This is a genomic window from Micromonospora sp. BL4, from assembly GCF_003667505.1.
In the GTDB taxonomy this organism is placed as follows: Bacteria; Actinomycetota; Actinomycetes; order Mycobacteriales; family Micromonosporaceae; genus Micromonospora.
In genome coordinates this window covers 1-23,347 of sequence record NZ_RCVJ01000096.1, presented here as the reverse complement: position 1 = coordinate 23,347, position 23,347 = coordinate 1, and the positions used below count along the sequence as shown (strand labels likewise).

Below are 23,347 nucleotides of genomic sequence, written 5' to 3'. Positions count from 1 at the left end.
CCCCCGACACCGACCCGGCCGCGGCCTCCTCCGGGCTGGACGAGGTCCTCGACTCCGCCGGCCCGTCCACCGAGACGGACGGCCCAGCTGCCGGTGGGGTGCGGCCGCGGCCGCAAGAGGGACGGGCGGCCGGCGGCGAGCCGGACGAGGAACGGCCTGCTCCCCCGCCGCTGCCGGAGGACCGGTTCCTCAACCGGGAGCTGTCCTGGCTCGACTTCAACGCCCGGGTGCTCACGCTCGCCGAGGACCAGCGCACCCCCCTGCTGGAGCGGGCCAAGTTCCTCGCCATCTTCGCCAGCAACCTCGACGAGTTCTACATGGTGCGGATCGCGGGGCTGAAGCGCCGCCTCTCCGCCGGCCTTCCGGTACGCGGCGGCGACCGGCTGCCCCTGCGTACCCAGCTGGAGCTGATCGCCGAGCGGACCGCCGAACTGGTCGCCCGGCACGCCGCCTGCTTCGTCGACGACGTGCTGCCCAAGCTGGCCGACGAGAGCATCCGCATCCTGCGCTGGGGCGACCTGGGCGACGCCGAGCGGGAGCGGCTGCGCACCTACTTCCGGGAAGCCATCTTCCCGGTGCTGACCCCGCTCGCGGTGGACCCGGCGCACCCGTTCCCGTACATCTCCGGGCGGTCGCTGAACCTGGCCGTGGCGGTCCGCGACCCGGACGGTGGTTCCGAGCTGTTCGCCCGGGTGAAGGTGCCCAACAACGTTCCCCGCTTCGTACGGGTGGACCGGGACCAGCCGGGCGTGCGGATGGTGCCGGTGGAGGACCTGATCTCGGTGCACCTGGGGCAGCTGTTCAGCGGCATGCAGGTGGTCGAGTGTCATCTCTTCCGGGTCACCCGTAACGCCGAGGTGGAGGTCGACGAGGACCGCGACGAGGACCTGCTCCAGGCCCTGGAACGGGAGCTGGCGCGGCGCCGGTTCGGCCCGCCGGTCCGGTTGGAGGTGGCCGCCTCGATCTCCGATCACATGCTGGACCTGCTCGTCCGGGAACTGGACATGGACGACCAGGATGTGCTGCGGGTGCCCGGGCTGCTGGACCTCTCCGCGCTCTGGCAGGTCTACGGCGAGGCGGACCGGCCGGACCTCAAGGACCCGCCGTTCGTGCCGGCCACCCATCCCCGGCTCGCCGAGGGTGAGGTGCCGCGCAGCGTCTTCGCCACCCTGCGCGACGGGGACATCCTGGTGCACCACCCGTACCACTCGTTCGCCACCAGCGTGCAGCGCTTCATCGAGCAGGCCGCGGCCGACCCGAACGTGCTGGCCATCAAGCAGACCCTCTACCGCACCAGCGGTGACTCGCCGATCGTGGACGCGCTGGTCGACGCGGCCGCCGCCGGCAAGCAGGTGGTGGTGCTGGTGGAGGTGAAGGCCCGGTTCGACGAGGTGGCCAACATCGGCTGGGCCCGCACCCTGGAACGCGCCGGCTGCCACGTGGTGTACGGCCTGGTCGGCCTCAAGACGCACTGCAAGACCGCGCTGGTGGTCCGGCAGGAGGGCAACCAGATCCGCCGCTACTGCCACATCGGCACCGGCAACTACCACCCGAAGACCGCGCGGCTGTACGAGGACTTCGGCATGCTCACCGCCGATCCGGAGGTCGGCGCCGATCTCACCGACCTGTTCAACGTGCTCACCGGCTACAGCCGGCAGACCGCCTACCGGCGGCTGCTGGTCGCCCCGCAGGGCATCCGCAGCGGCCTGATCGAGCGGATCGAGCGGGAGATCTCGCACGTCCGCCTCGGCATGCCCGGCCTCGTCCAGTTCAAGGTCAATTCACTGGTCGACGAGGGGGTGACCGACGCGTTGTACCGGGCCTCCCAGGCCGGTGTGCACGTGGACCTGCTCATCCGGGGCATGTGCACGCTGCGCCCCGGGGTGCCGGGGCTGTCGGAGAACATCCGCGTCCGCTCGATCCTCGGCCGGTTCCTGGAGCACTCCCGCATCTTCCGGTTCGGCAACAACGGCAACGCCGAGTTCTGGATGGGCTCGGCGGACCTGATGCACCGCAACCTGGACCGGCGGGTGGAGGCGCTGGTGCAGGTGAGCGACCCGGTGGCGCGAGCGGAGCTGGACCAGGTGCTGAACCTGGCGATGAGCCCCGACGTGGACGCGTTCGAGCTGGCCGGTGACGGCTGTTGGAGCCGGCGTACCGGTGGCGACGAGGCGACCCGGCAGCATCTCCAGGAACTGCTGCTGCGCCGCGTCGGTGGCACCGCCGGCTGACCGGGTCGCGGCATAGGCTGACCTGATGGTGGAGGAGGAGCGGAAGCACGAGGTGGACGACGCCTACGTGCTGCCGGACCTGTCCGCCACCACCCCGGCCGGTGGGCGGGTCCGCGCGCTGCCGCCGGTGACGTTGGTCGCCCGCTACCTCGACACCGTCGACCTGCGCCTCGCCCGGGCCGGCGCCTCGCTGCGCCACCGCCGGGGCGACGATCTGCCCTGGACGGTGAAGCTGCCCACGTCGACACCCGGCGTCCGGCACGAGATCTCCCGCCCCGGGCCGGTCGGGCAGCCACCGCCGGAGCTGGTGGAGCTGGTCACCGCCCTGCACCGGGGAGCGCCGCTGGCGCCGGTGACGGTGGTGCGGACCGTCCGGCACGCCCACGAGGTGTGTGACAGGGCCGGCACCGTGCTCGCCGAGGTGGTCGACGACCGGGTGACCGTGCTCGACGACGCCGGCGCCACCACCGGCGCCTTTCGCGAGCTGGAGGTGGAGCTCAAGGCCGGCGACCGCACACTGCTGGACCGGATCGGCGCGGTGCTGCGGGAGGCCGGCGCGCGGGGCGGAACGTTCGTTCCGAAGCACGTACGCGCGCTGGGCGCGGCGGCGCAGGCCGAGCCGGACCTGGTCGCACCGGCCGGGCTGCCGGCCGACCCGAGCGCGGGAGACGTCGTGACCGAGGCGGTCCGCAAGGAAGTCCGCCGCCTGCTGGCGCACGACCCGCTGGTCCGGCTGCACGCCCCGGGCGGCGGCGGTGACAGCGCCGTCCACCAGATGCGGGTCGCCTGCCGGCGGCTGCGCACCGACCTGCGCACCTTCGCGCCGCTGGTCCGCAAGAGCTGGTCCCGTTCCCTGCGGGCCGAGCTGCGCTGGCTGGCCGACGTGCTCGGCGCGGCCCGCGACGCCGAGGTGCTGCGTGACCGGCTGCGGCGCACCGCGACCGCCGATCCGCTCAGCCCACTCGACCCGGGCGCGGTGGACCGGCTGGACGCGGCGCTCGCCGAACGGCAGCGCCTGGCACTGGCCGCGGTGCACGAGGCGCTGCGCTCCCCGCGCTACCGGGCCCTGGTGGACGCCCTGGTGCTGGCCGCCCGCGCCCCCCGGCTCACCCGCCGGGCGGCCGCACCGGCGGAGCGGGCGCTGCCCGGGCTGGTGGCCCGCCCGTGGCGACAACTGACCGGGCCGGACGGCGTCCACGCCCTCGACCCACTCGCCCCCGACGACCGCTGGCACACCGTGCGCAAGGAGGGCAAGCAGGCCCGGTACGCGGTCAACGCGGTGGTCCCGGCCCTCGGCAAGGGCCCGCGCCGGCTGGCCCGGGCGCTGGCCCGGGTTCAGGACGTGCTGGGCGAGCACCAGGACGCCGCCGTCGCCGCGGACACCTGGCTGGCGCTCGCGGCCGGCCGCCCGGACGACCACGAGCTGGCGGTCACCGCCGGCCGGCTGGCCGAACGGGAACGCGAGACGGTACGCCGAATGCGCGCCCGCTTCCCCGCCGTCTGGCACAGGGCGACCCGGCGACGGCGGACCCGATGGCTGCCGTGACCGGCATCCGGGCGGCCGGTGGGGTGGCCTGGCGACCGACCGCCGACGGTGTGCAGGTCTGTGTCGTGCACCGTCCGCGCTACGGGGACTGGACGCTGCCGAAGGGCAAGCTGGAGCCGGGCGAGCACCCGCTGGTCGCGGCGGTACGCGAGGTGGCCGAGGAATCCGACGTGCAGGGCGTGCCGCAGGTGCGGCTGCCGTCGGTGCGCTACCGCAGCGAGGGCCAGCCGAAGCTGGTCGACTACTGGTCGATGCTCGCGGTGGGCAGCGGCGGCTTCCAGCCCGGCACGGAGGTGGACGACGTGCGCTGGGTCGCCGTGGACGACGCGATCCGGTTGGTCAGCTACCCGCACGACGCCGAGGTGCTGGGCGCGTTCGCCGCGCTGCCACCGGTGACCGGGACGGTGGCGCTGCTGCGGCACGGGCACGCCGGCAAGCGGGCCACCTGGACCGGGCCGGACACAGGCCGGCCGCTGGACGCCGAGGGATGGGCCCAGGCGTACGCGTTGGCCGCCCTGGTCGCCCTGGTCCGGCCGGCCCGTTTGGTGTCGGCCTCACCGCGCCGCTGTGTGCAGACCCTGGACCCGGCTGCCGCGCTGCTCGACCTGCCGATCGAGATCTGCGGCGATCTGGACGAGCCGCAGCCGGGCCAGCAGCTCGACGAGCAGGTCCTCGCCACCGCCGCCCGGCTGCTGGAGCTGGTCGGCGCCGGCGGGCGGGTGGCGGTGTGCAGCCAGGGCAAGGTGCTGCCGGGCGCGTTGGAGCAGCTGACCGGCCGCGTCGACGAGGACTTCACCACGCCGAAGGGCGGTGGCTGGCTGCTCGCCTTCTCCGCCGACCGGCTGCTCTCCGCCGACCGCCTGTAGCCGCCGCCGACCGCCTGTAGCCGCCGCCCGACTGCGGTCTCCGGCGTGCGGCCGTCGCCTTCGTGATCCACCCGGTATCGGCGATGTCGGGGCGTCCCGCTGGCCTGGACAACCCGAGATCGCCGATCCGGAGTGGATCAGGCGCGGGGTCAACGGGGTGGGAGGGTGAGGGTGACGGCGACCGGCAGGTGGTCGCTGGCCGTACCGCGTGGCGCGACCGGGCCGCTGGCGGTCAGGCCGGGCGAGACGAACACGTGGTCGATCTGCTGGCGCGGGTCGTCGGCCGGGCTCGTCGCCAGCGGTCGGGCGGCCACCAGCGCGTCGACCAGACCGGCCTCGGTGAACTGCGCGAACGCCTCGTCACCCGGTTCGGTGTTCAGGTCGCCGGCCACCACCAGGGGCCGGCCGGCCGCGTACCCGGTGGCGAAGTCGACGACCGCGCGGGCCTGGACCACCGGACCATGGCCGGGTGGTGGTTGCAGGTGGGTGCTGACCACGGCGGCGCGGACGTCGTCGCCGAGGTCCAGGGTGACCGCGAGGGCCTGCGCGCCGGTGGGCGCCCCGACGGCGGGCAGCGCCACGGTCCGCGGATCGGTCACCGGCCAACGGCTGAGCACGGCGTCCCCCCAGACGGGGTCGGCGGCCGGCCCGAAGACGTACGGCATGCCGAGCCGGTCGGCCAGCAGGTCCAGGGTGTCGTGGCCGCCGTTGAGCAGCCAGCCCCGGTCCACCTCGCTGAGCAGCACCACGTCGGGGCGCTGCCGGTCGATCACGTCGGTCAGCCCGGCCAGGTCGAACCGGCCGTCGAGCCCGAAGCCCATCCGGACGTTGTACGCCACCACGGTCAACCGATCCGGCGGGCCGTCCCGGTTGCCGGCCACCGGCACGTCGTCGGCGAGCAGCGGCGCCAGCAGGGCCAGCGCGGTGACCGCGGCCGTGGTCCGCAGCGGCGGCAACGGCGCCGGGACCGGCCGGCCGGCGGGACGGGCGACGAGGGCCACGACGGCGACCAGCGCGGCGACCATCACCGGCACCGCGCCGTTGGGGTAACCGAGGTCGTAGGCGGAGTAGTACCCGACCGCCCCGACCGCGAAGACGAGCATCCCGGCGGCGACCGCGTACCCCCGGCGGCCCGCCGAACGCGCGCTGCCCTGGACGCCGCCGACGCCTTTGAGAAGGCCGGCGTCGACGCCGCTGCCGGGTCGTCCGGCGTCGTCGCCACTGTCGGGTCGTCCGGCGTCGTCGCCACTGTCGGGTCGTCCGGCGTCGACGCCGGTGTCGGGTCGTCCGGCGTCGACGCCGCTGCCGGGTCGTCCGGCGTCGTCCGTGAGGGCGAGGCAAGCGCCGAGACCGACGGCGGTGAGCAGGACGGCCGCGACGAGCAGGTCGCCCCGGTCCAGCGCGAAGAGCAGCGCTCCGGCCAGCAGGGCCGTCGGCCCGAGCGCCCGGCCCCACCGCGCGGGCGGACGGACCAGTGCGGCCAGTAGAAATCCGGCGACCGCCACCGGCACCGGGGCCAGCCCGACCAGCGGCGAGCGGGCCACGCCGTCCCCCGCGACCAGGTACGAGGTTCCGGTCCGGGCCACCGCCGGAGCGAGCGCCACCATCCCGGCCAGCAGCAGCGCCGGCCCGGCCAGCAGCCAGGCCCGGGCGCCACCGGGGCCGGCCGGCACGGTCGGCAACGCCGTGCCGAGCAGGAACAGCGTCACCGCGACGGCGCTGAGCAGCCAGGCCACCCAATCACCCCGCCAGACCAGGTCGTACGTGTCCAGCAGCGCGTGCACGGCCGCGTTGGCGGCCAACCCCAGCGCCAGCCCGGGCACCGGTCGGTCGGTGCCGGCGGCGACGCCGACCAGCCAGACCAGACCGGCCAACAGCCCGGCGGTGGCCAGCCAGAGCTGCGTACGACCGCCCGGAGCGGCGGTGAGCGCGAGCCGGGCGCCGGCCAGCACAACGGCGGCGGCGACGGTGACCGGCCGGGCGCCCACCCGGCGGACCAGCGGCGGTGCGGCCAGCGCCAGCACGAACCAGCCGAGGGCGAACGCGCCCATCAGCTCGGCCGGGGTGGACGCGGCCTGGCCGAAGATGGTGATGATGCCGGGCAGCCAGACCCGCAGCACGTCGAGAAGCAGGATGACGCCCAGCGCAAGCGATCCGGTGGTGAGCTGGCGGTAGCGCACCGGCGCCCTCTTCCCGTCGGCGGGCCGGCAAAGGGGGGCCGGCACGGCGATTCTGCGCGTGCCGGCCCGCCGGGTCAACGGTCCGGGTACGCCGAAAGGGCGCCCACCCTGCGGGTGGACGCCCTTTCGTGCGGGTCGGTCAGCGCTTGCTGGCCGCCTTCTTGGCCGGGGCCTTCTTCGCCGGGGCCTTCTTGGCCGCCGTCTTCTTGGCCGCCGTGCTCTTGCTCGCCGTCGCGGTGGTCTTCTTCGCCGCGGTGGACCTGGTCGCCGCGGCGCTCTTCTTCGCCGGGGCGGTCTTCTTGCTGGCGGCCGCCTTGGCCGTGGTGGTCTTGCTCGCCTTGGCCGGGGCGGTCTTCTTGCTGGCGGCGGCCTTGGCTGTGGTGGTCTTGCCCGCCTTGGCCGGGGCGGTCTTCTTGCTGGCCGCCTTGGCCGTGGTGGCCTTGGTGCCCGCCGCCTTGGTGCCGGCGGTCTTCGCCGTGGTGGTGGCGGTCTTCTTCGCCGCCACCGTGGCCTTCGGCACCTTGCCGCTGGCCACCATCTCCTTGAACCCGGCGCCGGCACGGAAGGTGGGGACAGATGTCTTCTTGACCTTCACCGCCTCGCCGGTACGCGGGTTGCGCGCTGTTCGTGCGCCACGCACACGCTTCTCGAACGCTCCGAATCCGGTGATCGCCACCTTCTCGCCCTTGGTGACCGCTGCCTGGACCTCAGTGAGGACCGCGTCGAGCGCGGCCGTCGCCGTTTTCCGGTCCCCCAGGCGAACGGCGAGCGCCTCGATGAGCTCGGCCTTGTTCACGACTTCCTCCCGATTGTGCAACTGACTCGACGCGAGCCATTCTGCGCGCACGGTATGCCCTGTGCTGCCGGGACACAAACATTCGGTGGAAAAAAGCCCTTGTGTCGTAACGGATTCACCCCCACCGGTTGGACCGATGGGGGCGGAATCCGGTGTGCGGTCGGGCGTACGGCTATGCCACCGAGGGCAGGAACGGCAGTCGGCCCGCCTCGTAGGCGTCGATGTCGGCGGCGTGCCGAAGGGTGAGTCCAATGTCGTCCAGGCCCTCCAGCAACCGCCACCGGCTGAAGTCGTCCAGCGGAAAAGACCAGCTGGCGCCCCCGGCCCGGAGCTGGCGAGCGGTCAGGTCGACGGTCACCGGCGTGCTCGGATCCGCCTCGACGAGGTCCCACAATTCTTCGACGGCTTTCAATTCCAACTCGACCGGCAGCAGACCCTCCTTGAGTGCGTTGCCGCGGAAGATGTCGCCGAAGCGCGGGGCCACGACTGCGCGAAAGCCCCAGTCCCGCAGCGCCCAGACGGCGTGCTCGCGGGAGGATCCGGTGCCGAACTCCGGACCGGCGACAAGGATCGACGCCCCGGAATACGAATGATCGTTGAGCACGAATGCCGGATCTTCGCGCCAGGCGCTGAAGAGTCCGTCGGCGAAGCCGGTCCGAGTCACCCGCTTGAGGTACACGGCCGGGATGATCTGATCGGTGTCCACGTTGGAGCGCCGCAGCGGCACGGCGGTGCCGGTGTGGGTGGTGAACTTGTCCATCTCGTCGGTCCCTTCTACAGGTCGGCGGGGGCGGCCAGCCGACCCACCACGGCGGTGGCGGCGGCGACCGGCGGAGAGACCAGGTGGGTACGACCGCCCCGGCCCTGACGGCCCTCGAAGTTGCGGTTGGAGGTCGAGGCGGAGCGCTCGCCCGGCTTCAACGTGTCGGGGTTCATCCCCAGGCACATCGAGCAGCCGGCGAACCGCCACTCGGCGCCGGCGTCGGCGAAGACCTTGTCCAACCCTTCGGCCTCGGCGGCCTCGCGCACGGCGGCGGAGCCGGGCACCACGAGCATCCGGACCCCCTCGGCGACCGTGTGGCCGCGCAGCACGTCGGCGGCGGCCCGCAGGTCCTCCAGCCGGCCATTGGTGCAGGAGCCCACGAAGACCACGTCGATGGGCAGCTCACGCAGCGGCGTGCCGGGGCGCAGGTCCATGTACTCCAGCGCGCGGCGGGCCGCGGCACGCTCGGAGTCGGTGCCGAACTCCTCCGGGTCCGGCACCGCCGCGCTCAGTGGCGCGCCCTGCCCGGGGTTGGTGCCCCAGGTGACGAACGGGGTGATCCGGCTGGCGTCCAGGGTCACCTCGGCGTCGAAGCGCGCGCCCTCGTCGGTGGGCAGCGTCCGCCACCACTCGACCGCCGCGTCCCAGTCCGCGCCCTGCGGCGCGTTCGGCCGACCCTTGAGGTACGCGAAGGTGGTCTCGTCCGGCGCGATCATGCCGGCCTTGGCGCCCCACTCGATGGACATGTTGGCGATGGTCATCCGCCCCTCCATCGAGAGCGCACGGATGGCCTCGCCGCGGTACTCGACGATGTGCCCGCGACCGCCGCCGGTGCCGACCTGCGTGATCAGCGCGAGCACCAGGTCCTTGGCGGTGACCCCGGGGGCGAGCCGGCCGGTGACGTTCACGGCCATGGTCTTCGGCCGGCTCTGCGGCAGCGTCTGGGTGGCCAGCACGTGCTCCACCTCGCTGGTGCCGATGCCGAAGGCGAGCGCGCCGAACGCGCCGTGCGTGGCGGTGTGCGAGTCGCCGCAGACGATCGTCATGCCCGGCTGGGTGAGCCCGAGCTGCGGGCCGATCACGTGCACGATGCCCTGGTTGTCGTCGCCGAGCGGGTGCAGCCGCACGCCGAACTCGGCGCAGTTGCGGCGCAGCGTCTCGATCTGCGTCCGCGACGTGGGGTCCGCGATGGTGAGCAGGTCACCACGGCGGGACCGGAACGCCGGATCGGCGTACCCGGTCGGGGTGTTGTGGTCCTCGGTCGCGAGCGTCAGGTCGGTACGGCGCACCCGGCGCCCGGCGAGCCGCAGCCCGTCGAACGCCTGCGGGCTGGTCACCTCGTGCAGCAGGTGCAGGTCGATGAAGAGCAGGTCCGGCTCACCAGCGGCGGACCGTACGACGTGCGCGTCCCAGACCTTCTCGGCCAGGGTCCTCGGCTCAGGAGTGACTCCCACCATCTGGACATCCTAAATTCTGGGAGGTAAGTTTCGGCTTGTGGGACACAGTATGAGCGGTGTCGGCGTTCTCGACAAGGCGGTGGTCATCCTGGCCGCCTGCGTCGACGGCGCCAGCCTGGCCGAACTCGTTGAGCGCACGAAGCTGCCCCGGGCCACCGCGCACCGGCTGGCGCAGGCACTGGAGATTCACCGGATGCTGGTCCGGGACACACAGGGCCGCTGGCGCCCCGGCCCGCGCCTGGGCGAGCTGGCCAACGCCGCGCCGGACGTCCTGCTGACCGCCGCCGAACCGCTGCTGGCCGCGCTGCGCGACGCCACCGGCGAGAGCGCACAGCTCTACCTGCGCCGCGCCGACGAGCGGATCTGCGTGGCGGCGGCGGAGCGTGCCAGCGGCCTGCGGGACACCGTTCCGGTCGGCTCGGTGCTGCCGATGACGGCCGGTTCCGCGGCCCAGATCCTGCTCGCCTGGGAGCCGCCGGAGGCGGTCATGCCGCTGCTGCCGCGCAGCAAGTTCACCGGCCGCACCCTCGCCGAGGTCCGGCGCCGTGGCTGGGCGCAGAGCGTCGCCGAACGGGAGGCCGGTGTGGCGAGCGTCTCCGCCCCCATCCGGGACCGCACCGGCCGGGTGATCGCCGCCGTCAGCATCTCCGGCCCGATCGAACGCCTCGGCCGCCGCCCCGGCGAACGCCACGCCATGGCCGTCGTGCGAGCCGGCCAACGCCTCTCCGGCCTCTAACGCGCCCCCACCCGCTGCTCCTCGGTGATCAAGAGGTTCGCGTCACGACACGCCCACCGTGTTGACGCGCACCTCTTGATCACCGCGGCCGCGGCAGGGGGTGACCGGAAAAGGGGAAGGCCCGTCTCGGGGTGCGAGACGGGCCTTGGTTGTAGCCCCGACCGGATTCGAACCGGCGCTACCGCCTTGAGAGGGCGGCGTCCTGGGCCGCTAGACGACGGGGCCAGAACTTTCCTGCATCACCGCCCTGGCGAACGGTGCAGCGGTAGTCTAGCGGCACCCGTACCCGGGGGGCGGCACGGGGTGCGGGCCTTGATGACCGCGTGGGGCGGACACGAAACAGCCCGCCTCACCACGTGAGACGGGCTGTGCGCTGATGTAGCCCCGACCGGATTCGAACCGGCGCTACCGCCTTGAGAGGGCGGCGTCCTGGGCCGCTAGACGACGGGGCCAGAACCACTTCTGCTCCTCCACCCTCGCGGGCGGAGGAGCTGCACTCTACCAGAGACCACTCTCCGCCCCCGGAGGGGCGGAGTCGAACTCCATCAGAATCCAGCGTCCGGGATTCTCGCGAATCCCAGCTGCGCTGGGGTACCAGGACTCGAACCTAGACTAACTGAACCAGAATCAGTCGGGCTGCCAATTACCCCATACCCCATTGGCCCCTTGCGGCGCCGGGAGTGAACATTACCCTCCCGGTGCCGGCAGGCCAAATCCAATCCCCCTGAACCGCCCGTGAGCTGCGGAAACAGGGGCATCGGACGGATCAGGCGACGGGGACCACCGGGTTGGTGAGCTCGCCGATGCCCTCGATCCGCACGGTGACCGTATCCCCCTCGACGAGCGGGCTAACCCCGGCCGGCGTGCCGGTGAGGACCACGTCGCCGGGCAGCAGCGTCATCACGTGCGAGATGTACGACACCAGGCCGGGCACGTCGAAGACCATGTCCTTCGTCCGGCCGAGCTGGCGTACCTCCATCTCCTCCGGGTTGCGGCCCACCTCACACCGGATCTCCAGGTCGGAGACGTCCAGACCGGTGGTGATCCACGGACCGATCGGGCAGAACGAGTCGAAGCCCTTGGCCCGGGTCCACTGCCCGTCCGAGCGCTGGAGATCCCGGGCGGTGACGTCGTTGGCGCAGGTGTAGCCGAAGATGGCGCGTTCGGCGGCGGCCCGGTCGGCTCGGCGCGCCCCCGGCGCCCCGATCACCACCGCGAGCTCCGCCTCGTGCTCCACCTGCTTGGAGAAGATCGGCAGCCGGATCGCGTCCCGGGGACCGATCACCGAGGTGGACGGCTTGAGGAAGAGCAATGGCTCCTTGGGCACCTCGGAGCCGTGCTCGGCGGCGTGGTCGGCGTAGTTGCGACCCACGCAGACCACCTTGCTGGGCAGGATCGGCGAGAGCAGACGGACGTCGGAGAGGGCCCAGCGGGCCCCACTGAAGGAGAGCTGGCCGAACGGGTGGCCTTCGATCTCGGCGATGGTCAGGCTCTGCGGCCCGGCCTCCGCCTCGCCCTCGACGACCCCGAACGACATTCCCTTGGCATGAGCGAAACGAGCGATACGCACCTGGCCAATCTAGCCCCGCCGCCGGGTTTACCGGCCAGGACCGGCTGCCGGGTGTGCTCAAGCCGTCAGGACGGGCCACCTTAGCCGAGGCCCTGACGGTGCGGGCCGGCTTCCCGACTTCGTACCCGCACGGAGGCAGCCCGCCCCTAGCGTCGGCTCCGGAGGTTCGTTCGTATGCCTGCATCGACACGACACCACAGAGCCCTCGCAGTGCTCGTGCACTGCCTCGGCATCCTCGCCGCCGTGCCGGCCCTGCCCGCGGCGGCCCCGGAGGCGGCGGCCACGCCACGACCACCGGCCGTCACGCCACAGACAACGGCGGTCACGCCACGACCGACGGCGGCCACGCCGCTGCCGGTCGCCAGCGCGCCGCCGCCGGTGGCGGTGGCCGCGCGGGCGCCCCTCGCGGCGACCGCGGAGGCCACCCCACCGTCGGCGCCGCCGGCGATGGCGCCGCCCTCGAAGAGACCGGCGAAGACGATTCCGCCGCCGGTCACGGTGGCGGTCGCCCCGGAGAGCAGCCCCGCGCCGCGGTACCGGATCCAGGTCCGCAACGTGGGCAACTCACCGGTCGACACCACGGTGCGCCAGGAGCTGCCACCCGGCGCCTCGGCCACCTCGATCAGCTCCGGCGGGCGGGCCACCCGCGCCGGCGGGTCCACCGCGGAGGTGACCTGGCGGTTGAGGCTGCCCGCGCACAGCTCGACCACGCTGGGCACGGCGCTCGCGGCGACCGCGCCGGGCCAGGCGATGACCGCGCCGGCCTGCGCGTTCACCAGCGACGGCAGCCGGCCGTACGACTGCGCCACGGCCACCTGGCAGGCGGCGGCGGCGCCCGCTGCCGAGGTCACCGAGGCCCCGCCCTGGCGGCGGATCCCGGTGCTGCTGGCCGGGCTGGCCGTCCTGCTGCTGCTCTGCGCCGGTGTGTTCTGGGTGTGGCGTCGCCGGCGTGGGCGGCGGGTGACGGCAGCTGCCCTGGCGGCCGACCGGGGGCCCGACGACGGACGCGGGACGATCTATCCGCGCCCGTCCGCCCCGAGCCCGGCGACGCGTCGGCGTACCCCGCCGGTCTGGTTGCTGGTCGGTGCGGCGGTGGTGGTGCTGGCCGGCGTGCTGGGCGCCGCCGGCTGGACGGCGACCCGCCGGGTCGCGTCGATCGACACCCAGAAGCAGCCGACCAGCGGCGCGTGGATGGGCACCGCGGTGTCCGGTCCGGTCGGCGTGCCGCTGCGCGAGTCGGCGTTCGAGTTCACCGTGTACCGGGTGTCCTGCGGTGCGGCGGGCTCCGCTCGGCCGGCCGACGGCGGTACGGCGTCGGCCGCCGGCCGGCGCTGCCAGGCCACCGTCGGTGTGCGCAACGTCACCGGCGATCTGCAGCCCTGGCACGGCGAGCTGCAACGGGCCTACCTGCCCGGCGGGCGCTGGGTGAGCACCGACGAGCCGGCCACCCGGGCGGCCAACCTGGGTCGGGACGTCTTCGCCGATCCCGTCGCCGCGGGCAGCCGGGTGGTGCTCCCACTGGTCTTCACCGTTGACGGGCGGGACCCGCCCCGGCAGTTGGAGCTGCGCAGCGGGGTGTTCTCCGCCGGCGTGCGGGTGGACATGCCCTGACCGGTGGGCGGGCGGCGGTCGTACCCTGGGGTCCGTGACCGCCGCCCTCGCCCCCGCCGTGCTCGACGTGGCGGCCTGGCAGGCCCGCCGCCGGGCCCACGAGGAGCGGGTGGACGCCTGGCTGACCCCGCACCTGGCCCGCCGCCGTCGCGGCGAGCGGCACCCGGTGGCCGATTTCCTCTTCACCTACTACTCGCACCGCCCGGCCCAGTTGCGTCGCTGGCACCCGGGCGCCGGGGTCGAGCTGCGCGGCGCGGATCCGGCCGAGTTCGGCCGTGACTACCGCGCCACCGAGGTCGGGGTCACCCTCGACACCGAGGCGGTACGCGCGCGGCGCGGCGACTCGATCGGCTGGATCCGCTCGCTGCTGGCGGCCACCGCCGGGCGGACGCCGCACTTCGGCTGTTTCGGGATGCACGAGTGGGCGATGGTCTACCGGCAGACCCGCGAGGAGTTGCGGCACAACGCCTGGCCGTTGCGGCTGGACCCGGAGCGGACCGCCGCGATCGTCGAGGAGCGGGGCGTGCGGTGCAGCCACTTCGACGCGTTCCGGTTCTTCACGCCGCCGGCCCGGCCGTTGAACGTGCTCACCCCGACCCGGGAGAGCCAGCACGCGCTTGAGCAGCCGGGCTGCCTGCACGCCAACATGGACCTCTACAAGTGGGCGTACAAGCTGTCGCCGCTGCTGCCCTCGGAGCTCGTCGCGGACTGCTTCGAGCTGGCCCGGGAGATCCGCACCCTGGACATGCGGGCGTCCCCGTACGACCTGGCCGCGCTCGGTCATCCGCCGGTGCGCGTCGAGACGCCGGAGGGCCGGGCGGAGTACGCCGCCGCGCAGCGCGGGTTCGCCGACCGGGCCGCCGTACTGCGCGACCGGCTGCTCGCCGCCGTGCCGGCCTGACCGGGAGCGGCCGACTCAGCTCGCCGGGCGGGTCCGGAGACCGTCGATGAGCAGCGCGACCACCGCTGCCATGTCGTCGTCGAGGCCCGGCTCGCTCCACTCGGTGCGGTGGGACGGGTGGTGGAACCGGGCGGTGGCCTGCAACAGCGCCCGTCCGGCGACCGCCGGGTCGGGGACGCTGAACTCGCCGGCCGCCACCCCGTCCGCGACGATCAGGCTGAGCTGGCCGGCGAGGACCTCCAGGTGGTTGGCGACCGCGCCCTCGGAGAGGGTGGCGAGCTGGTGGAAGTTGTCGAACAGCTCCGGGTCCTCGCGGGCCATCCGGCGCTTGGTGCCGCTCAGCTCGGCCAGCCAACGGCGTAGCCGCTGCGGGGCCGGGCCGGGGCCGGTGGCCACCTCGATCAACGGGGTGGAGACCCGGGCCAGCCAGCGTTCGGCGACCGCCTCGCGCAGCGCCGCCTTGCTGGCGAAGTGGCGGTAGACGCTGCCGTGGCTGACGCCGAGCGCGCGGGCGACATCCAGCACGGTGGCCTTGGCCGGCCCGTACCGGCGCAGCACCTCCTCGGCGGTGTCGAGGATGCGGTCGGCCGTCAGGGCGGTGGCGTCGCTCATCCCTCCAGCCTTCCTGACCGCGCGGACGGCCGTGGCGCGGCCCCCGGCCGGCGGTCGCGCCACGGCCGGGCGGTCATGCCCGCTCGCTGTCCAGGTGCGCCATCTGCGCCTCGTCGTAGCGGGCGCCGGCGGCCGCGCCGGCCGGTACGGCGGCCTCGATCGCGGCCAGGTCCGTCTCGGTCAGGGTGATCGCCGCGGCGCCCAGCGCCTCGGTCAGCCGGTCCCGACGCCGGGCGCCGATCAGGGGCACGATGTTCTCGCCGCGGGCGAGGACCCACGCGATGGCGATCTGCGCCACGGTGACGCCGCGAGCCTCGGCGATGGCGCGCAGGGCGTCCACCAGGGCGAGGTTGCGGTCCAGGTTGGCGCCGGCGAACCGGGGCAGGTGGCTGCGGAAGTCGGCGCCGGTGGTCTCCCGCTGCGCCGTCCAGTGGCCGCTGATGAGGCCCCGGGACAGCACCCCGTACGCGGTGATCCCGACGCCCAGCTCGCGCGCCGTCGGCAGGATCTCGGCCTCGGGGTCGCGGGAGATCAGCGAGTATTCGATCTGGAGGTCGGTGATCGGGTGCACGGCGTGCGCCCGGCGCAGCGTCTCGGCGCTCACCTCGGAGAGGCCGATGTGCCGGACGTGACCGGCCTTGACCAGCTCGGCCAGGGTGCCCACCACGTCCTCCACGGGCACGTCCGGCGTGAGCCGGGCGGGGCGGTAGATGTCGACGTGGTCGGTGCCGAGACGGCGCAGGGTGTACGCCAGGAAGTTCTTGATCGCGGCGGGTCGCAGGTCGATGCCGTTCCAGCCGCCCTCGATGTCGCGCAGCGCGCCGAACTTGACGCTGATCACGGCGTCGTCCCGGTTGCGGCCGCGCAGCGCGTCACGCAGCAGCAGCTCGTTGTGGCCCATCCCGTAGAAGTCGCCGGTGTCCAGCAGCGTGATGCCGGCGTCCAACGCGGCGTGGATGGTGGCGATGCTCTCGGCCTCGTCGGCGGCGCCGTAGAGGTCGGACATGCCCATCAGGCCGAGCCCGAGTGCGGAGACGGTGGGGCCGGTGGTGCCGAGGGTGCGGGTGTTCATGAGTCTTCCTCTCCTGGAGTGACCCGTTGAGCGTACATCCTTTGGCTGACAGATTCCAGATTCTGTCATCCAGTGACCGCAAGGACCCCGGAGCCTGCCGAGGAAATTGGGACGAACTACTCGCCATCCACGCGGCGGTCGCGCTTGCGCTGGGACTGGCGCTTCTTCTCGGCCAGCCGGCGCTCCTTGGCGCCCCGGGACGGACGCGTGGCCCGGCGCGGCGGAGGCGGCGGCGCGGCGGCCTCGCGCAGCAGCGCGGCCATCCGCTCGCGGGCCGCCTCCCGGTTGGCCAGCTGCGCCCGATGCTCACTCGCGGCGATCGTCAGCACCCCGTCGACCAGGCGGTTGGCCAGCCGAGCCAGCGCCCGGGACCGGACCGACTCGGGCACGGCCGGCGAGTTGGCCAGGTCGTAGCTCAGCTCGACCCGGGAGTCGGCGGTGTTCACACCCTGACCACCGGGCCCGGACGAGCGGGAAAAGCGCTCCCGCAGCTCCCCGGCGGGGACGACCCACCGGTCCGTCACCCGCAGTCCGTCGTCCACGCCCCGAGGCTAACCCGCACCGCCGGTCCCGGGGTCACCGGTGCGGCGGTTCACTCTGCGTCGCCGACGGGCTGGGTGCCGGGCCCGCCGTCTCATCGTCGGAGCCGACCGCGGCGTACGCCGCCGCGCCGACCAGCAGCAGCGCGATCACCCCGGCCTTGGTGGCGACGGCCCGGATCAGCAGCCACGCGCTGCGGCGGGCACCCGGCACCGACTTCTTGACGGTCTGGTAGTCACTCCACCCGCGCCGGGCGCGGGTGTACGCCGACCCCACTGCGATTCCGATGACCAGGCCCACCAGCAGGAGGACCACGAGAAGAGGACGCTCCACCTCAGCCAGTATCCATACCGAGTGTGATATTTCCATGGCCCGATGCTCTCGGGCCGGATATCCGACAGTGGTGGCGATCCCACGGGCCGCCGCCGGGCTGTCCGGGCAGCTCAGCCGCCCTTGCCGATGATCGTGTCGGCGGTCTGCTGGACCTGCTCGATCGGGATGGCGAAGCCGATGCCGATCGAGCCGTTCCCGTCGATGGTGGCGATCGCGGTGTTCACCCCGACCACCTCCCCACGGGCGTTCACCAACGGCCCACCCGAGTTGCCGGGGTTGATCGACGCGTCGGTCTGCACCGCGCTGTGCCGGTTGTTGCCCAGCCGCACCTGACGGTCCAACGCGCTGACGATCCCCGCGGTTACCGTCCCGGACAGACCGAGCGGCGAACCCACCGCGAGCACCGGCTCACCGACCCGGGTGGCGCCCGGCTTGGCCAGCGGCAACGGGGCGAGCCCGGCCGACGCGGGCACCTTCAGCACCGCCAGGTCGCTGCGCGGCTCCCGGCCGACCACCTCGGCGGCGTACCGGCGGCCGTCGGGCAGCTCCACCGTCACCGGTCCGCCGCCACCCTTGGCCAGGATGTGGTCGTTGGTGATGAGGTGCTGCTGGTCGTCGATGGCGAAACCCGAACCGGTCGCGGACGAGCCGCTCGCGCCGCCGGCGAGCACCGACACCACTCCGGGCACGGTCCGCTCGGCGGCGGTGACCAACTCCGCGGGCACCGGGGCGGCCGACGCCGCGGCCTCGCCCGGACCGCCGTCCCGGCCCGCCACCACCCCGCCGGCCACGGCGCCCGAGACGGCGGAGAGCGCCACCACCGCCAGCGCGGCGAGGAGTCGGCCCGGTCGCCGCCCGCCGGGATCCCGCCCGGTGCCGGGCGCGTCCCAGAACCCGCGGCCGTCCGGGTCGAGTTCCGGTGAGATGAACCAGGGACCGCGCGGTTCACCCAGTCCGGTCTGCACTGCCATGCGTACTCCTCACGGTCGAAGTCCGTTGCGCGCGGCGGGTCAGGGAAGCCGGGAGAACCAGCGCATCGAGCCTGCGGCGGCACCCATCGCGAAGACCAGTCCGAGGCCGATGAACCGGGCCGAGACGTCCTGCCGTTCGGTGCGGTAGCCGACCGAGCTGCCGATGTCGTCGTAGACGGCGCGCAACTCCTCGGTGGTGCTGGCCTCGTGGAACATCCCGCCGGTCTCGTCGGCGACCGCCTTGAGGGTCTGCCCGTCGACCGGCACCTGGATCGGCCGCCCGCCGCGGTCCACGAACCCGGACGGGGTGCCGAAGGAGATGGTGTGCACCGGCACCTCCGCCGCCACCGCGTCCGCCGCCGCCTCCATCGGGTCCATGCCGGAGGTGTTCGCGCCGTCGGACAGCAGGATGATCCGAGCCGGCGGGGTCTCCGTGGCGGCCTGGCTGTCCAAGCCCTTGACCGCGCCGAGCGAGGTGTTGATGGCCTCGCCGATCGCGGTGCCCTGCACGCCGGTGACCCCTTCGGCGAGCCGGCCGATCCCCTCCTCCAGCGCCTCCCGGTCGGTGCCGGGCGGCACCAGCACGGCGGCGCTGCCGGCGAACGCGACCAGACCGACGTTGAACTCGTCGGGCAGGCCGTCGACGAAGCGTCGCGCCGCCTGCTTCGCCGCGGCCAGCCGGTCCGGGTCGACGTCGGTGGCGAGCATGGAGGTGGACACGTCCACCGCCACCATCACCGTGGCGCGTTCCCGGGGCACCTTCACCTCGGCGGTGGGCCGGGCGAAGCCGACCACGAGCAACGCCAGCATGGCCAGGAACAGCCCCGCCGGGACGTGCCGGCGCCACACCGGCCGCTCCGGGGCCACCCGGTCCAGCAGCCGCAGGTTGGTGAAACGAACCGCGTACCGGCTGCGTCGACGCTGCATCACCAGGTACACGACGACCAGGGCGAGCACGCCGAGCAGCAGCCACAGTCGCAGCGGCGACTGCCAGATCACGCGACACCTCCCCGGGCGACTCCGGCCGGCGCGGCGGCCAACCGGCGCTGGGCGTGCACATGCCGGACGATGTCCGCGCTCCAGTCCCGGTCGGTGCGCAGCGCCAGATGGGTGGCGCCGCTGCGCCGCAGCGCCTGGTGGACCTGGTCGCGCTGGGCGGCCGCGGCCTGGGCGTACCGCTCCCGCAGCCGGCGGTCCGATGTGCACACCTCGCGCCGGCGGCCGGTCTCCGGGTCGACCAGCGTGATGAGGCCGACGTCCGGCAGCTCCAGCTCACGCGGGTCGGTCACCTCGATCCCCAGCACCTGGTGCCGGACGGCCAGCCGGCGCAGCGTCCGCTCCCAGGGCGGTGGCTCGCCGGGGTCGTCGGGTAGGCCGTCGAGGAAGTCGGAGACCACCACGACCAGACCACGCCTGTTGGCGACCCGGTGCACGGCGTCGAGCCCGTCCGCCAGCTCCGGCGGCCCGACCGGCGCCGACACCCCGGCCGGCGGCCCGGGCCCGTCGCCTGGCCCGTCGCCGGGCGCGGTGCCGCGCGGTGCGGCCAGCAGCGCGCGGAGCAGGCCGAGCAGGTGGGTACGTCCACTGCGGGCCGGAAAGCGCCGAACCCCGTCGGCGCGCAGCACCTGGGCCCCGAGCCGGTTGCCGACTCCGGCGGTCAGAAAGCCGATGGCGGCGACCGCGGCCACCGCCAACTCCCGCTTGTCCAGCTCGGCGGTGCCGAACTCCATGCTGGCGCTGGCGTCGACCAGCAACCAGGTGGTCAGTTCCCGGTCGGCGTCGACCTGCCGGACGTGCGGCACGGCGGTCCGGGCGGTCACCGCCCAGTCCATCCGGCGGACCTCGTCCTCGCCCGGCCGGTACTCGCGACTGCCGGCCGGTTCGCTGCCCGGACCGGGCAGCAGGCCGCGGTACTGGCCGTGCAGCAGGCCGTTCAGCCGGCGGGTGACGGTCAGCTCCAGACGGCGCAACCGCTGGTCCGGAGCCAGCTCGGCAAGGCCGGGATCGGCCGGCGCGGCGACGACGCGCCTCATGCCGCCGCCAGGTCGGGGGCCTGCTGCGGGTGGCCGTTGGCCAGTCGGGGCGGCGGCACGGCCTCCACCAGCCGGTGCACCACGCCCTCGGCCGAGACCCCGTCGGCGACCGCGTCGAACGAGAGCACCAGCCGGTGCGCGAGGACGTCCACCGCCAGCTCGCGGACGTCCTCGGGCAGCACGTACTCCCGCCCGCTCAGCAGCGCCCGGGCCCGGGCAGCGGCGACCAGGCCGAGGGTGGCGCGCGGGCTGGCACCGTACGCCAGCAGTGGCGCCAGCTCGGGTAGCCCGAACCGGCCCGGGTCGCGGGTGGCGAGGATGAGCCGGACCACGTACTCGGCCAACGCGTGGTGGACGAAGACCCGCTCGGCGTGGACCTGGAGGTCCCGCAGCCGTTGCGCGTCGAGCACCTGGCGCGGGCTCGGCCGGTCGGTGCTCATCCGGTAGAGGATCGCCAGCTCGTCGGCGTCGCTCGGGTAGTCCACCACCACCTTCATCAGGAAGCGGTCGCGCTGGGCCTCCGGGAGCTGATAGACCCCCTCGGACTCGATCGGGTTCTGGGTGGCCAGCACCAGGAACGGTGTCGGGACGGGCCAGCTGCGCCCACCGATGGAGACCTGCCGCTCCGCCATCGCCTCCAGCAGCGCCGACTGGACCTTCGCGGGGGCCCGGTTGATCTCGTCGGCCAGCACGAGGTTGGCCATGATCGGGCCCAGCTCGATGTCGAAGGTCTCCTTGGAGGCCCGGTAGATCCGGGTGCCGACGATGTCGGAGGGGACCAGGTCCGGGGTGAACTGGATCCGGGAGAAGGTCCCACCGACCACGGTGGCGAGGGTCTGCGCGGCCAGCGTCTTGGCCACGCCGGGGACCCCTTCGAGGAGGCAGTGCCCGTTGGCGACCAGGGCGATGAGCAGGCGTTCGACGAGCCGATCCTGCCCGACGATCACGCGTTTGACCTCGAAGAGGGTCTGTTCCAGCTCGACGCCGGTCGGCTCGGGATCGACCGCGCTGGGCATGCTGGCCAGGGTGTCCGAGATGTCCGTCACGGTGCTTGCTTCCCGGGGCGGCTGCCCGGCAAACGTCGGATTATCAGCGCCGAAGTGCCCGATGGCGCCCCCGCCCGGGATGAACTGTCCGGTCGGGTGACAACGGCCCCGGGACGGCACGACCCACGCGTACGGCGGCAGACCGGGTGCAGGGCGAAGCCGCCGGACGGGCCGGCGGCTTCAACGGGACAACCCGGGGCGCCGGCCCTCGACCAGGGCCGGCACCCGAGCTGTCAGGAGGTGTGGACGACCAGGTGGAAGCCCAGGTCGGCCGGAGTACCCGCCGAGTTGCGGGTCTGCACGAAGACCCCGTTCGGCGTGCCCAGCCGAGCTGAGACCGAGATTTCGCCGGGCGGCGGGACGCAGCAGGCGTCAGCCCGCCCGATGGTGGCCACGAAGACGGCGTTCGTCACGGTGTAGGCGAACTGGACCTCGTACTGGCCGACGCCGTACTTGATCACGGTGCCGACGCCGCGCGCCCTGGTGCCGTTGGCGTTGACGACCACGATGGTGGTGCGGGCGGCGAGTGTGGTCGCACCGGACTTCAGTGCGGCCTTCGCACTGCGGGCCGACTCCGCCGTCACCGGCGGCTGGGCGTTCGTGCTGCGCGCCGCCGGCTGGACGGCGTCCGGCGCCTTCGCCGTGGGCTGGGCGACGGCGATCCCGCCACCGGCCAGGCTCAGCCCCAGGACAGCGAACGTGATGGCCGCCGCCTTACGTCGGAAAGATGTGCTCATGACAGGTCCCCCTTGTGTGACCGTGCGAATTCGACCGACCCGCAAGGCGGGACGGATGATTGCCTGTAATAGGTGGACGACGACAATGAGCCCGGAGGAAGCTATCTCACGCGCACCTGGTGAGGTTGATTTCTCAACGATCTACATCCGGTCTGAGCTGGGATTACTACTCAGAGTTGCGTCGTTTAGGCCAGATGGAACGTAGCACCGGAAAAAGCCGAACGTCAATAGTTGATCTCGCTTTATCGAGCTGTCGGTCAGCCGTCAGATAATTGTGAAATGTGAGCGCATCACCATTCACAAATTGAGCGTGGGGAGTTCCGGCTAGGCTGACCGCCATGATCGTCGACGCCCCGCCCGCGCCGGCCCGACGCCGCGCCGACCGGATCAGCACGGTGCTCTGCTGGCTGGCGGTCGTACCGACGGCGGCCTGGGCGAGCGCCCGGCTGGCCGGCCTGGACCGGGGGCCGCTGGTGCAGGCGCTCGCCTTCACCCCGTACGTCGCGGGCTGGAGCGTCCTGGCCCTGGCCCTCGCGCTCGCCCTACGGCGCTGGTGGCCGGCGGCGGTCGCGGCGCTGGCCGCGGCGGCGCTGCTCGGCGTGGTCGCGCCCCGGGCCGTGGCCGGTGCGCAGCCGGCGGCAGGCGGGCCCACCGTGCGGCTGCTCACCGCCAACCTGCTCGCCGGCTCCGCCGACGCGCCGACGCTGGTCGAGCTGGTCCGGCGGCACCGGGTGGACGTACTCACCGTGCAGGAGTTCACCCCGGACGCGCAAGCCGCCCTGGACCGGCTCGGTCTCGACCGGCTGCTGCCCCACCGGCAGCTCAACGCGCAGATCGGCACACCCGGCTCCGGGCTCTACTCGCGCTGGCCGATCACCGACGCCGGCATCCGGCACAACCGCGGCGGTTGGGGCTTCAGTCAGGCGTACGGCACGCTGGCCGTCCCCGGCGCGCCCCCGGTCCGCGTCGAATCGGCCCACCCCTCGGCGCCGTACGCGCTGGACCAGGTCGACGCCTGGCGCGGCGATCTGACCGCCCAACCACCGGCCACACCGGACGGTGGCCTGCGGATCCTCGCCGGGGACTTCAACGCCACCCTCGATCACGGCCCGCTGCGAGCCCTGCTGCGCACCGGCTACGTCGACGCCGCCGACGCCACCGGGGCGGGGCTGACCGGCACCTGGGGCCCGTACGACGGCGACCTGATCCCACCGGTCACCATCGACCACGTGCTGGTCGACCGCCGCATCGCGGTCCACTCCGTGACGGTGCACGACCTACCCGGCACCGACCATCGCCCCGTCCTAACCACCCTCCGCCTACCCACCCCCTGACCCACCCCGCCC

21 protein-coding genes and 3 tRNA genes are annotated in these 23,347 nt (G+C 73.5%); 7 read left to right on the top strand and 17 right to left on the bottom strand.

The genetic code is table 11. From position 1 onward, the window contains the following. From EAD89_RS09125 to EAD89_RS09115, 3 genes are all read left to right on the top strand, one after another. A partial coding sequence (locus EAD89_RS09125; RefSeq protein WP_199733453.1) for an RNA degradosome polyphosphate kinase occupies nucleotides 1–2,231 on the top strand: 2,231 nt, incomplete at its 5' end. A gap of 25 nt (nucleotides 2,232–2,256) precedes the next feature. Further along, the gene (locus EAD89_RS09120) at nucleotides 2,257–3,777 is read left to right on the top strand and encodes a CYTH and CHAD domain-containing protein (protein WP_121675417.1); all 1,521 of its coding nucleotides are present in this window, start codon (nucleotides 2,257–2,259) and stop codon (nucleotides 3,775–3,777) included. Further along, a complete protein-coding gene (locus tag EAD89_RS09115; RefSeq protein ID WP_121652218.1) occupies nucleotides 3,765–4,643 on the top strand; it encodes an NUDIX hydrolase in 879 nt (292 codons plus the stop codon). Before EAD89_RS09120 ends, EAD89_RS09115 begins: the two co-directional genes overlap by 13 nt. Nucleotides 4,644–4,792: 149 nt before the next feature. Here EAD89_RS09115 and EAD89_RS09110 read toward each other — a convergent pair whose 3' ends face one another. From EAD89_RS09110 to leuC, 4 genes are all read right to left on the bottom strand, one after another. After that, a complete protein-coding gene (locus EAD89_RS09110; RefSeq protein ID WP_121675416.1) occupies nucleotides 4,793–6,823 on the bottom strand; it encodes an endonuclease/exonuclease/phosphatase family protein in 2,031 nt (676 codons plus the stop codon). 139 nt (nucleotides 6,824–6,962) lie between these two features. Continuing rightward, on the bottom strand, nucleotides 6,963–7,619 hold the full coding sequence (locus tag EAD89_RS09105) for an HU family DNA-binding protein (RefSeq protein ID WP_199733452.1): 657 nt from the start codon (nucleotides 7,617–7,619) through the stop codon (nucleotides 6,963–6,965). A gap of 172 nt (nucleotides 7,620–7,791) precedes the next feature. Continuing rightward, the gene (gene leuD / locus EAD89_RS09100) at nucleotides 7,792–8,379 is read right to left on the bottom strand and encodes a 3-isopropylmalate dehydratase small subunit (RefSeq protein WP_121654215.1); all 588 of its coding nucleotides are present in this window, start codon (nucleotides 8,377–8,379) and stop codon (nucleotides 7,792–7,794) included. A 14-nt stretch (nucleotides 8,380–8,393) separates the two neighbouring features. Further along, nucleotides 8,394–9,839 carry a 3-isopropylmalate dehydratase large subunit gene (gene leuC / locus EAD89_RS09095; protein ID WP_121675414.1) on the bottom strand — a complete coding sequence of 482 codons (1,446 nt, stop codon included), beginning with the start codon at nucleotides 9,837–9,839 and terminating at the stop codon, nucleotides 8,394–8,396. Nucleotides 9,840–9,888: 49 nt separating this feature from the next. Between leuC and EAD89_RS09090 the strand changes: the two genes are divergently transcribed. Then, nucleotides 9,889–10,575, top strand: coding sequence for an IclR family transcriptional regulator (locus tag EAD89_RS09090; protein ID WP_036374687.1), 687 nt, complete (start codon nucleotides 9,889–9,891; stop codon nucleotides 10,573–10,575). 152 nt (nucleotides 10,576–10,727) lie between these two features. Here the strand turns inward: EAD89_RS09090 and EAD89_RS09085 are convergent. The 4 genes from EAD89_RS09085 to EAD89_RS09070 form a co-directional block, all read right to left on the bottom strand. Continuing rightward, nucleotides 10,728–10,800, bottom strand: a tRNA-Glu gene (locus tag EAD89_RS09085). Nucleotides 10,801–10,954: 154 nt separating this feature from the next. Continuing rightward, nucleotides 10,955–11,027: transfer RNA gene (locus EAD89_RS09080), tRNA-Glu, on the bottom strand. A gap of 134 nt (nucleotides 11,028–11,161) precedes the next feature. After that, a tRNA-Gln gene (locus tag EAD89_RS09075) sits at nucleotides 11,162–11,233 on the bottom strand. Nucleotides 11,234–11,341: 108 nt separating this feature from the next. Further along, nucleotides 11,342–12,145, bottom strand: a complete 804-nt coding sequence (locus EAD89_RS09070; RefSeq protein ID WP_121654217.1) for a fumarylacetoacetate hydrolase family protein — start codon at nucleotides 12,143–12,145, stop codon at nucleotides 11,342–11,344. Between the two features lie 174 nt (nucleotides 12,146–12,319). Between EAD89_RS09070 and EAD89_RS09065 the strand changes: the two genes are divergently transcribed. Both EAD89_RS09065 and EAD89_RS09060 read left to right on the top strand, forming a co-directional pair. Next, a complete protein-coding gene (locus EAD89_RS09065) occupies nucleotides 12,320–13,756 on the top strand; it encodes a hypothetical protein (protein WP_121675413.1) in 1,437 nt (478 codons plus the stop codon). Between the two features lie 34 nt (nucleotides 13,757–13,790). Then, nucleotides 13,791–14,657 carry a 3-methyladenine DNA glycosylase gene (locus EAD89_RS09060; RefSeq protein WP_121675412.1) on the top strand — a complete coding sequence of 289 codons (867 nt, stop codon included), beginning with the start codon at nucleotides 13,791–13,793 and terminating at the stop codon, nucleotides 14,655–14,657. A gap of 15 nt (nucleotides 14,658–14,672) precedes the next feature. On the opposite strand, the gene EAD89_RS09055 is transcribed toward EAD89_RS09060, so the two are convergent. The 9 genes from EAD89_RS09055 to EAD89_RS09015 all read right to left on the bottom strand — a co-directional run bounded on the left by EAD89_RS09055 (nucleotide 14,673) and on the right by EAD89_RS09015 (nucleotide 22,001). Beyond that, nucleotides 14,673–15,269 (bottom strand): TetR family transcriptional regulator, encoded by a 597-nt coding sequence (locus tag EAD89_RS09055; RefSeq protein ID WP_074317675.1) that lies wholly within the window; start codon nucleotides 15,267–15,269, stop codon nucleotides 14,673–14,675. A gap of 73 nt (nucleotides 15,270–15,342) precedes the next feature. After that, complete coding sequence (locus EAD89_RS09050; RefSeq protein WP_121654220.1) at nucleotides 15,343–16,341, bottom strand: aldo/keto reductase; 999 nt, start codon at nucleotides 16,339–16,341, stop codon at nucleotides 15,343–15,345. Nucleotides 16,342–16,457: 116 nt separating this feature from the next. Further along, nucleotides 16,458–16,883, bottom strand: a complete 426-nt coding sequence (gene arfB / locus EAD89_RS09045; protein WP_121654221.1) for an alternative ribosome rescue aminoacyl-tRNA hydrolase ArfB — start codon at nucleotides 16,881–16,883, stop codon at nucleotides 16,458–16,460. 34 nt (nucleotides 16,884–16,917) lie between these two features. Then, a complete protein-coding gene (locus tag EAD89_RS09040) occupies nucleotides 16,918–17,214 on the bottom strand; it encodes a hypothetical protein (protein ID WP_121654222.1) in 297 nt (98 codons plus the stop codon). A 110-nt stretch (nucleotides 17,215–17,324) separates the two neighbouring features. Then, nucleotides 17,325–18,185, bottom strand: coding sequence for a S1C family serine protease (locus EAD89_RS09035; protein ID WP_121654223.1), 861 nt, complete (start codon nucleotides 18,183–18,185; stop codon nucleotides 17,325–17,327). 39 nt (nucleotides 18,186–18,224) lie between these two features. Then, nucleotides 18,225–19,184 carry a VWA domain-containing protein gene (locus tag EAD89_RS09030; protein WP_121654224.1) on the bottom strand — a complete coding sequence of 320 codons (960 nt, stop codon included), beginning with the start codon at nucleotides 19,182–19,184 and terminating at the stop codon, nucleotides 18,225–18,227. Next, nucleotides 19,181–20,218, bottom strand: a complete 1,038-nt coding sequence (locus tag EAD89_RS09025; protein ID WP_121675411.1) for a DUF58 domain-containing protein — start codon at nucleotides 20,216–20,218, stop codon at nucleotides 19,181–19,183. Before EAD89_RS09025 ends, EAD89_RS09030 begins: the two co-directional genes overlap by 4 nt. Beyond that, on the bottom strand, nucleotides 20,215–21,264 hold the full coding sequence (locus EAD89_RS09020; RefSeq protein ID WP_121654226.1) for a MoxR family ATPase: 1,050 nt from the start codon (nucleotides 21,262–21,264) through the stop codon (nucleotides 20,215–20,217). Before EAD89_RS09020 ends, EAD89_RS09025 begins: the two co-directional genes overlap by 4 nt. Nucleotides 21,265–21,497: 233 nt before the next feature. Then, entirely contained in the window at nucleotides 21,498–22,001 is a 504-nt protein-coding gene (locus EAD89_RS09015; protein WP_121654227.1) for a hypothetical protein, read from the bottom strand. 338 nt (nucleotides 22,002–22,339) lie between these two features. Between EAD89_RS09015 and EAD89_RS09010 the strand changes: the two genes are divergently transcribed. Further along, a complete protein-coding gene (locus tag EAD89_RS09010) occupies nucleotides 22,340–23,335 on the top strand; it encodes an endonuclease/exonuclease/phosphatase family protein (RefSeq protein ID WP_121675410.1) in 996 nt (331 codons plus the stop codon). Nucleotides 23,336–23,347 lie beyond the last annotated feature (12 nt).

Bases quoted from the DNA above. Each gene is read 5' to 3' on its own strand.
- EAD89_RS09120 (WP_121675417.1), top strand. From the start codon at position 2,257: ATGGTGGAGGAGGAGCGGAAGCACGAGGTGGACGACGCCTACGTGCTG.
- EAD89_RS09115 (WP_121652218.1), top strand. From the start codon at position 3,765: ATGGCTGCCGTGACCGGCATCCGGGCGGCCGGTGGGGTGGCCTGGCGA.
- leuD (WP_121654215.1), bottom strand. From the start codon at position 8,379: ATGGACAAGTTCACCACCCACACCGGCACCGCCGTGCCGCTGCGGCGC.
- leuC (WP_121675414.1), bottom strand. From the start codon at position 9,839: ATGGTGGGAGTCACTCCTGAGCCGAGGACCCTGGCCGAGAAGGTCTGG.
- EAD89_RS09090 (WP_036374687.1), top strand. From the start codon at position 9,889: ATGAGCGGTGTCGGCGTTCTCGACAAGGCGGTGGTCATCCTGGCCGCC.
- EAD89_RS09065 (WP_121675413.1), top strand. From the start codon at position 12,320: ATGCCTGCATCGACACGACACCACAGAGCCCTCGCAGTGCTCGTGCAC.
- EAD89_RS09055 (WP_074317675.1), bottom strand. From the start codon at position 15,269: ATGAGCGACGCCACCGCCCTGACGGCCGACCGCATCCTCGACACCGCC.
- EAD89_RS09050 (WP_121654220.1), bottom strand. From the start codon at position 16,341: ATGAACACCCGCACCCTCGGCACCACCGGCCCCACCGTCTCCGCACTC.
- EAD89_RS09035 (WP_121654223.1), bottom strand. From the start codon at position 18,185: ATGGCAGTGCAGACCGGACTGGGTGAACCGCGCGGTCCCTGGTTCATC.
- EAD89_RS09025 (WP_121675411.1), bottom strand. From the start codon at position 20,218: ATGAGGCGCGTCGTCGCCGCGCCGGCCGATCCCGGCCTTGCCGAGCTG.
- EAD89_RS09015 (WP_121654227.1), bottom strand. From the start codon at position 22,001: ATGAGCACATCTTTCCGACGTAAGGCGGCGGCCATCACGTTCGCTGTC.
- EAD89_RS09010 (WP_121675410.1), top strand. From the start codon at position 22,340: ATGATCGTCGACGCCCCGCCCGCGCCGGCCCGACGCCGCGCCGACCGG.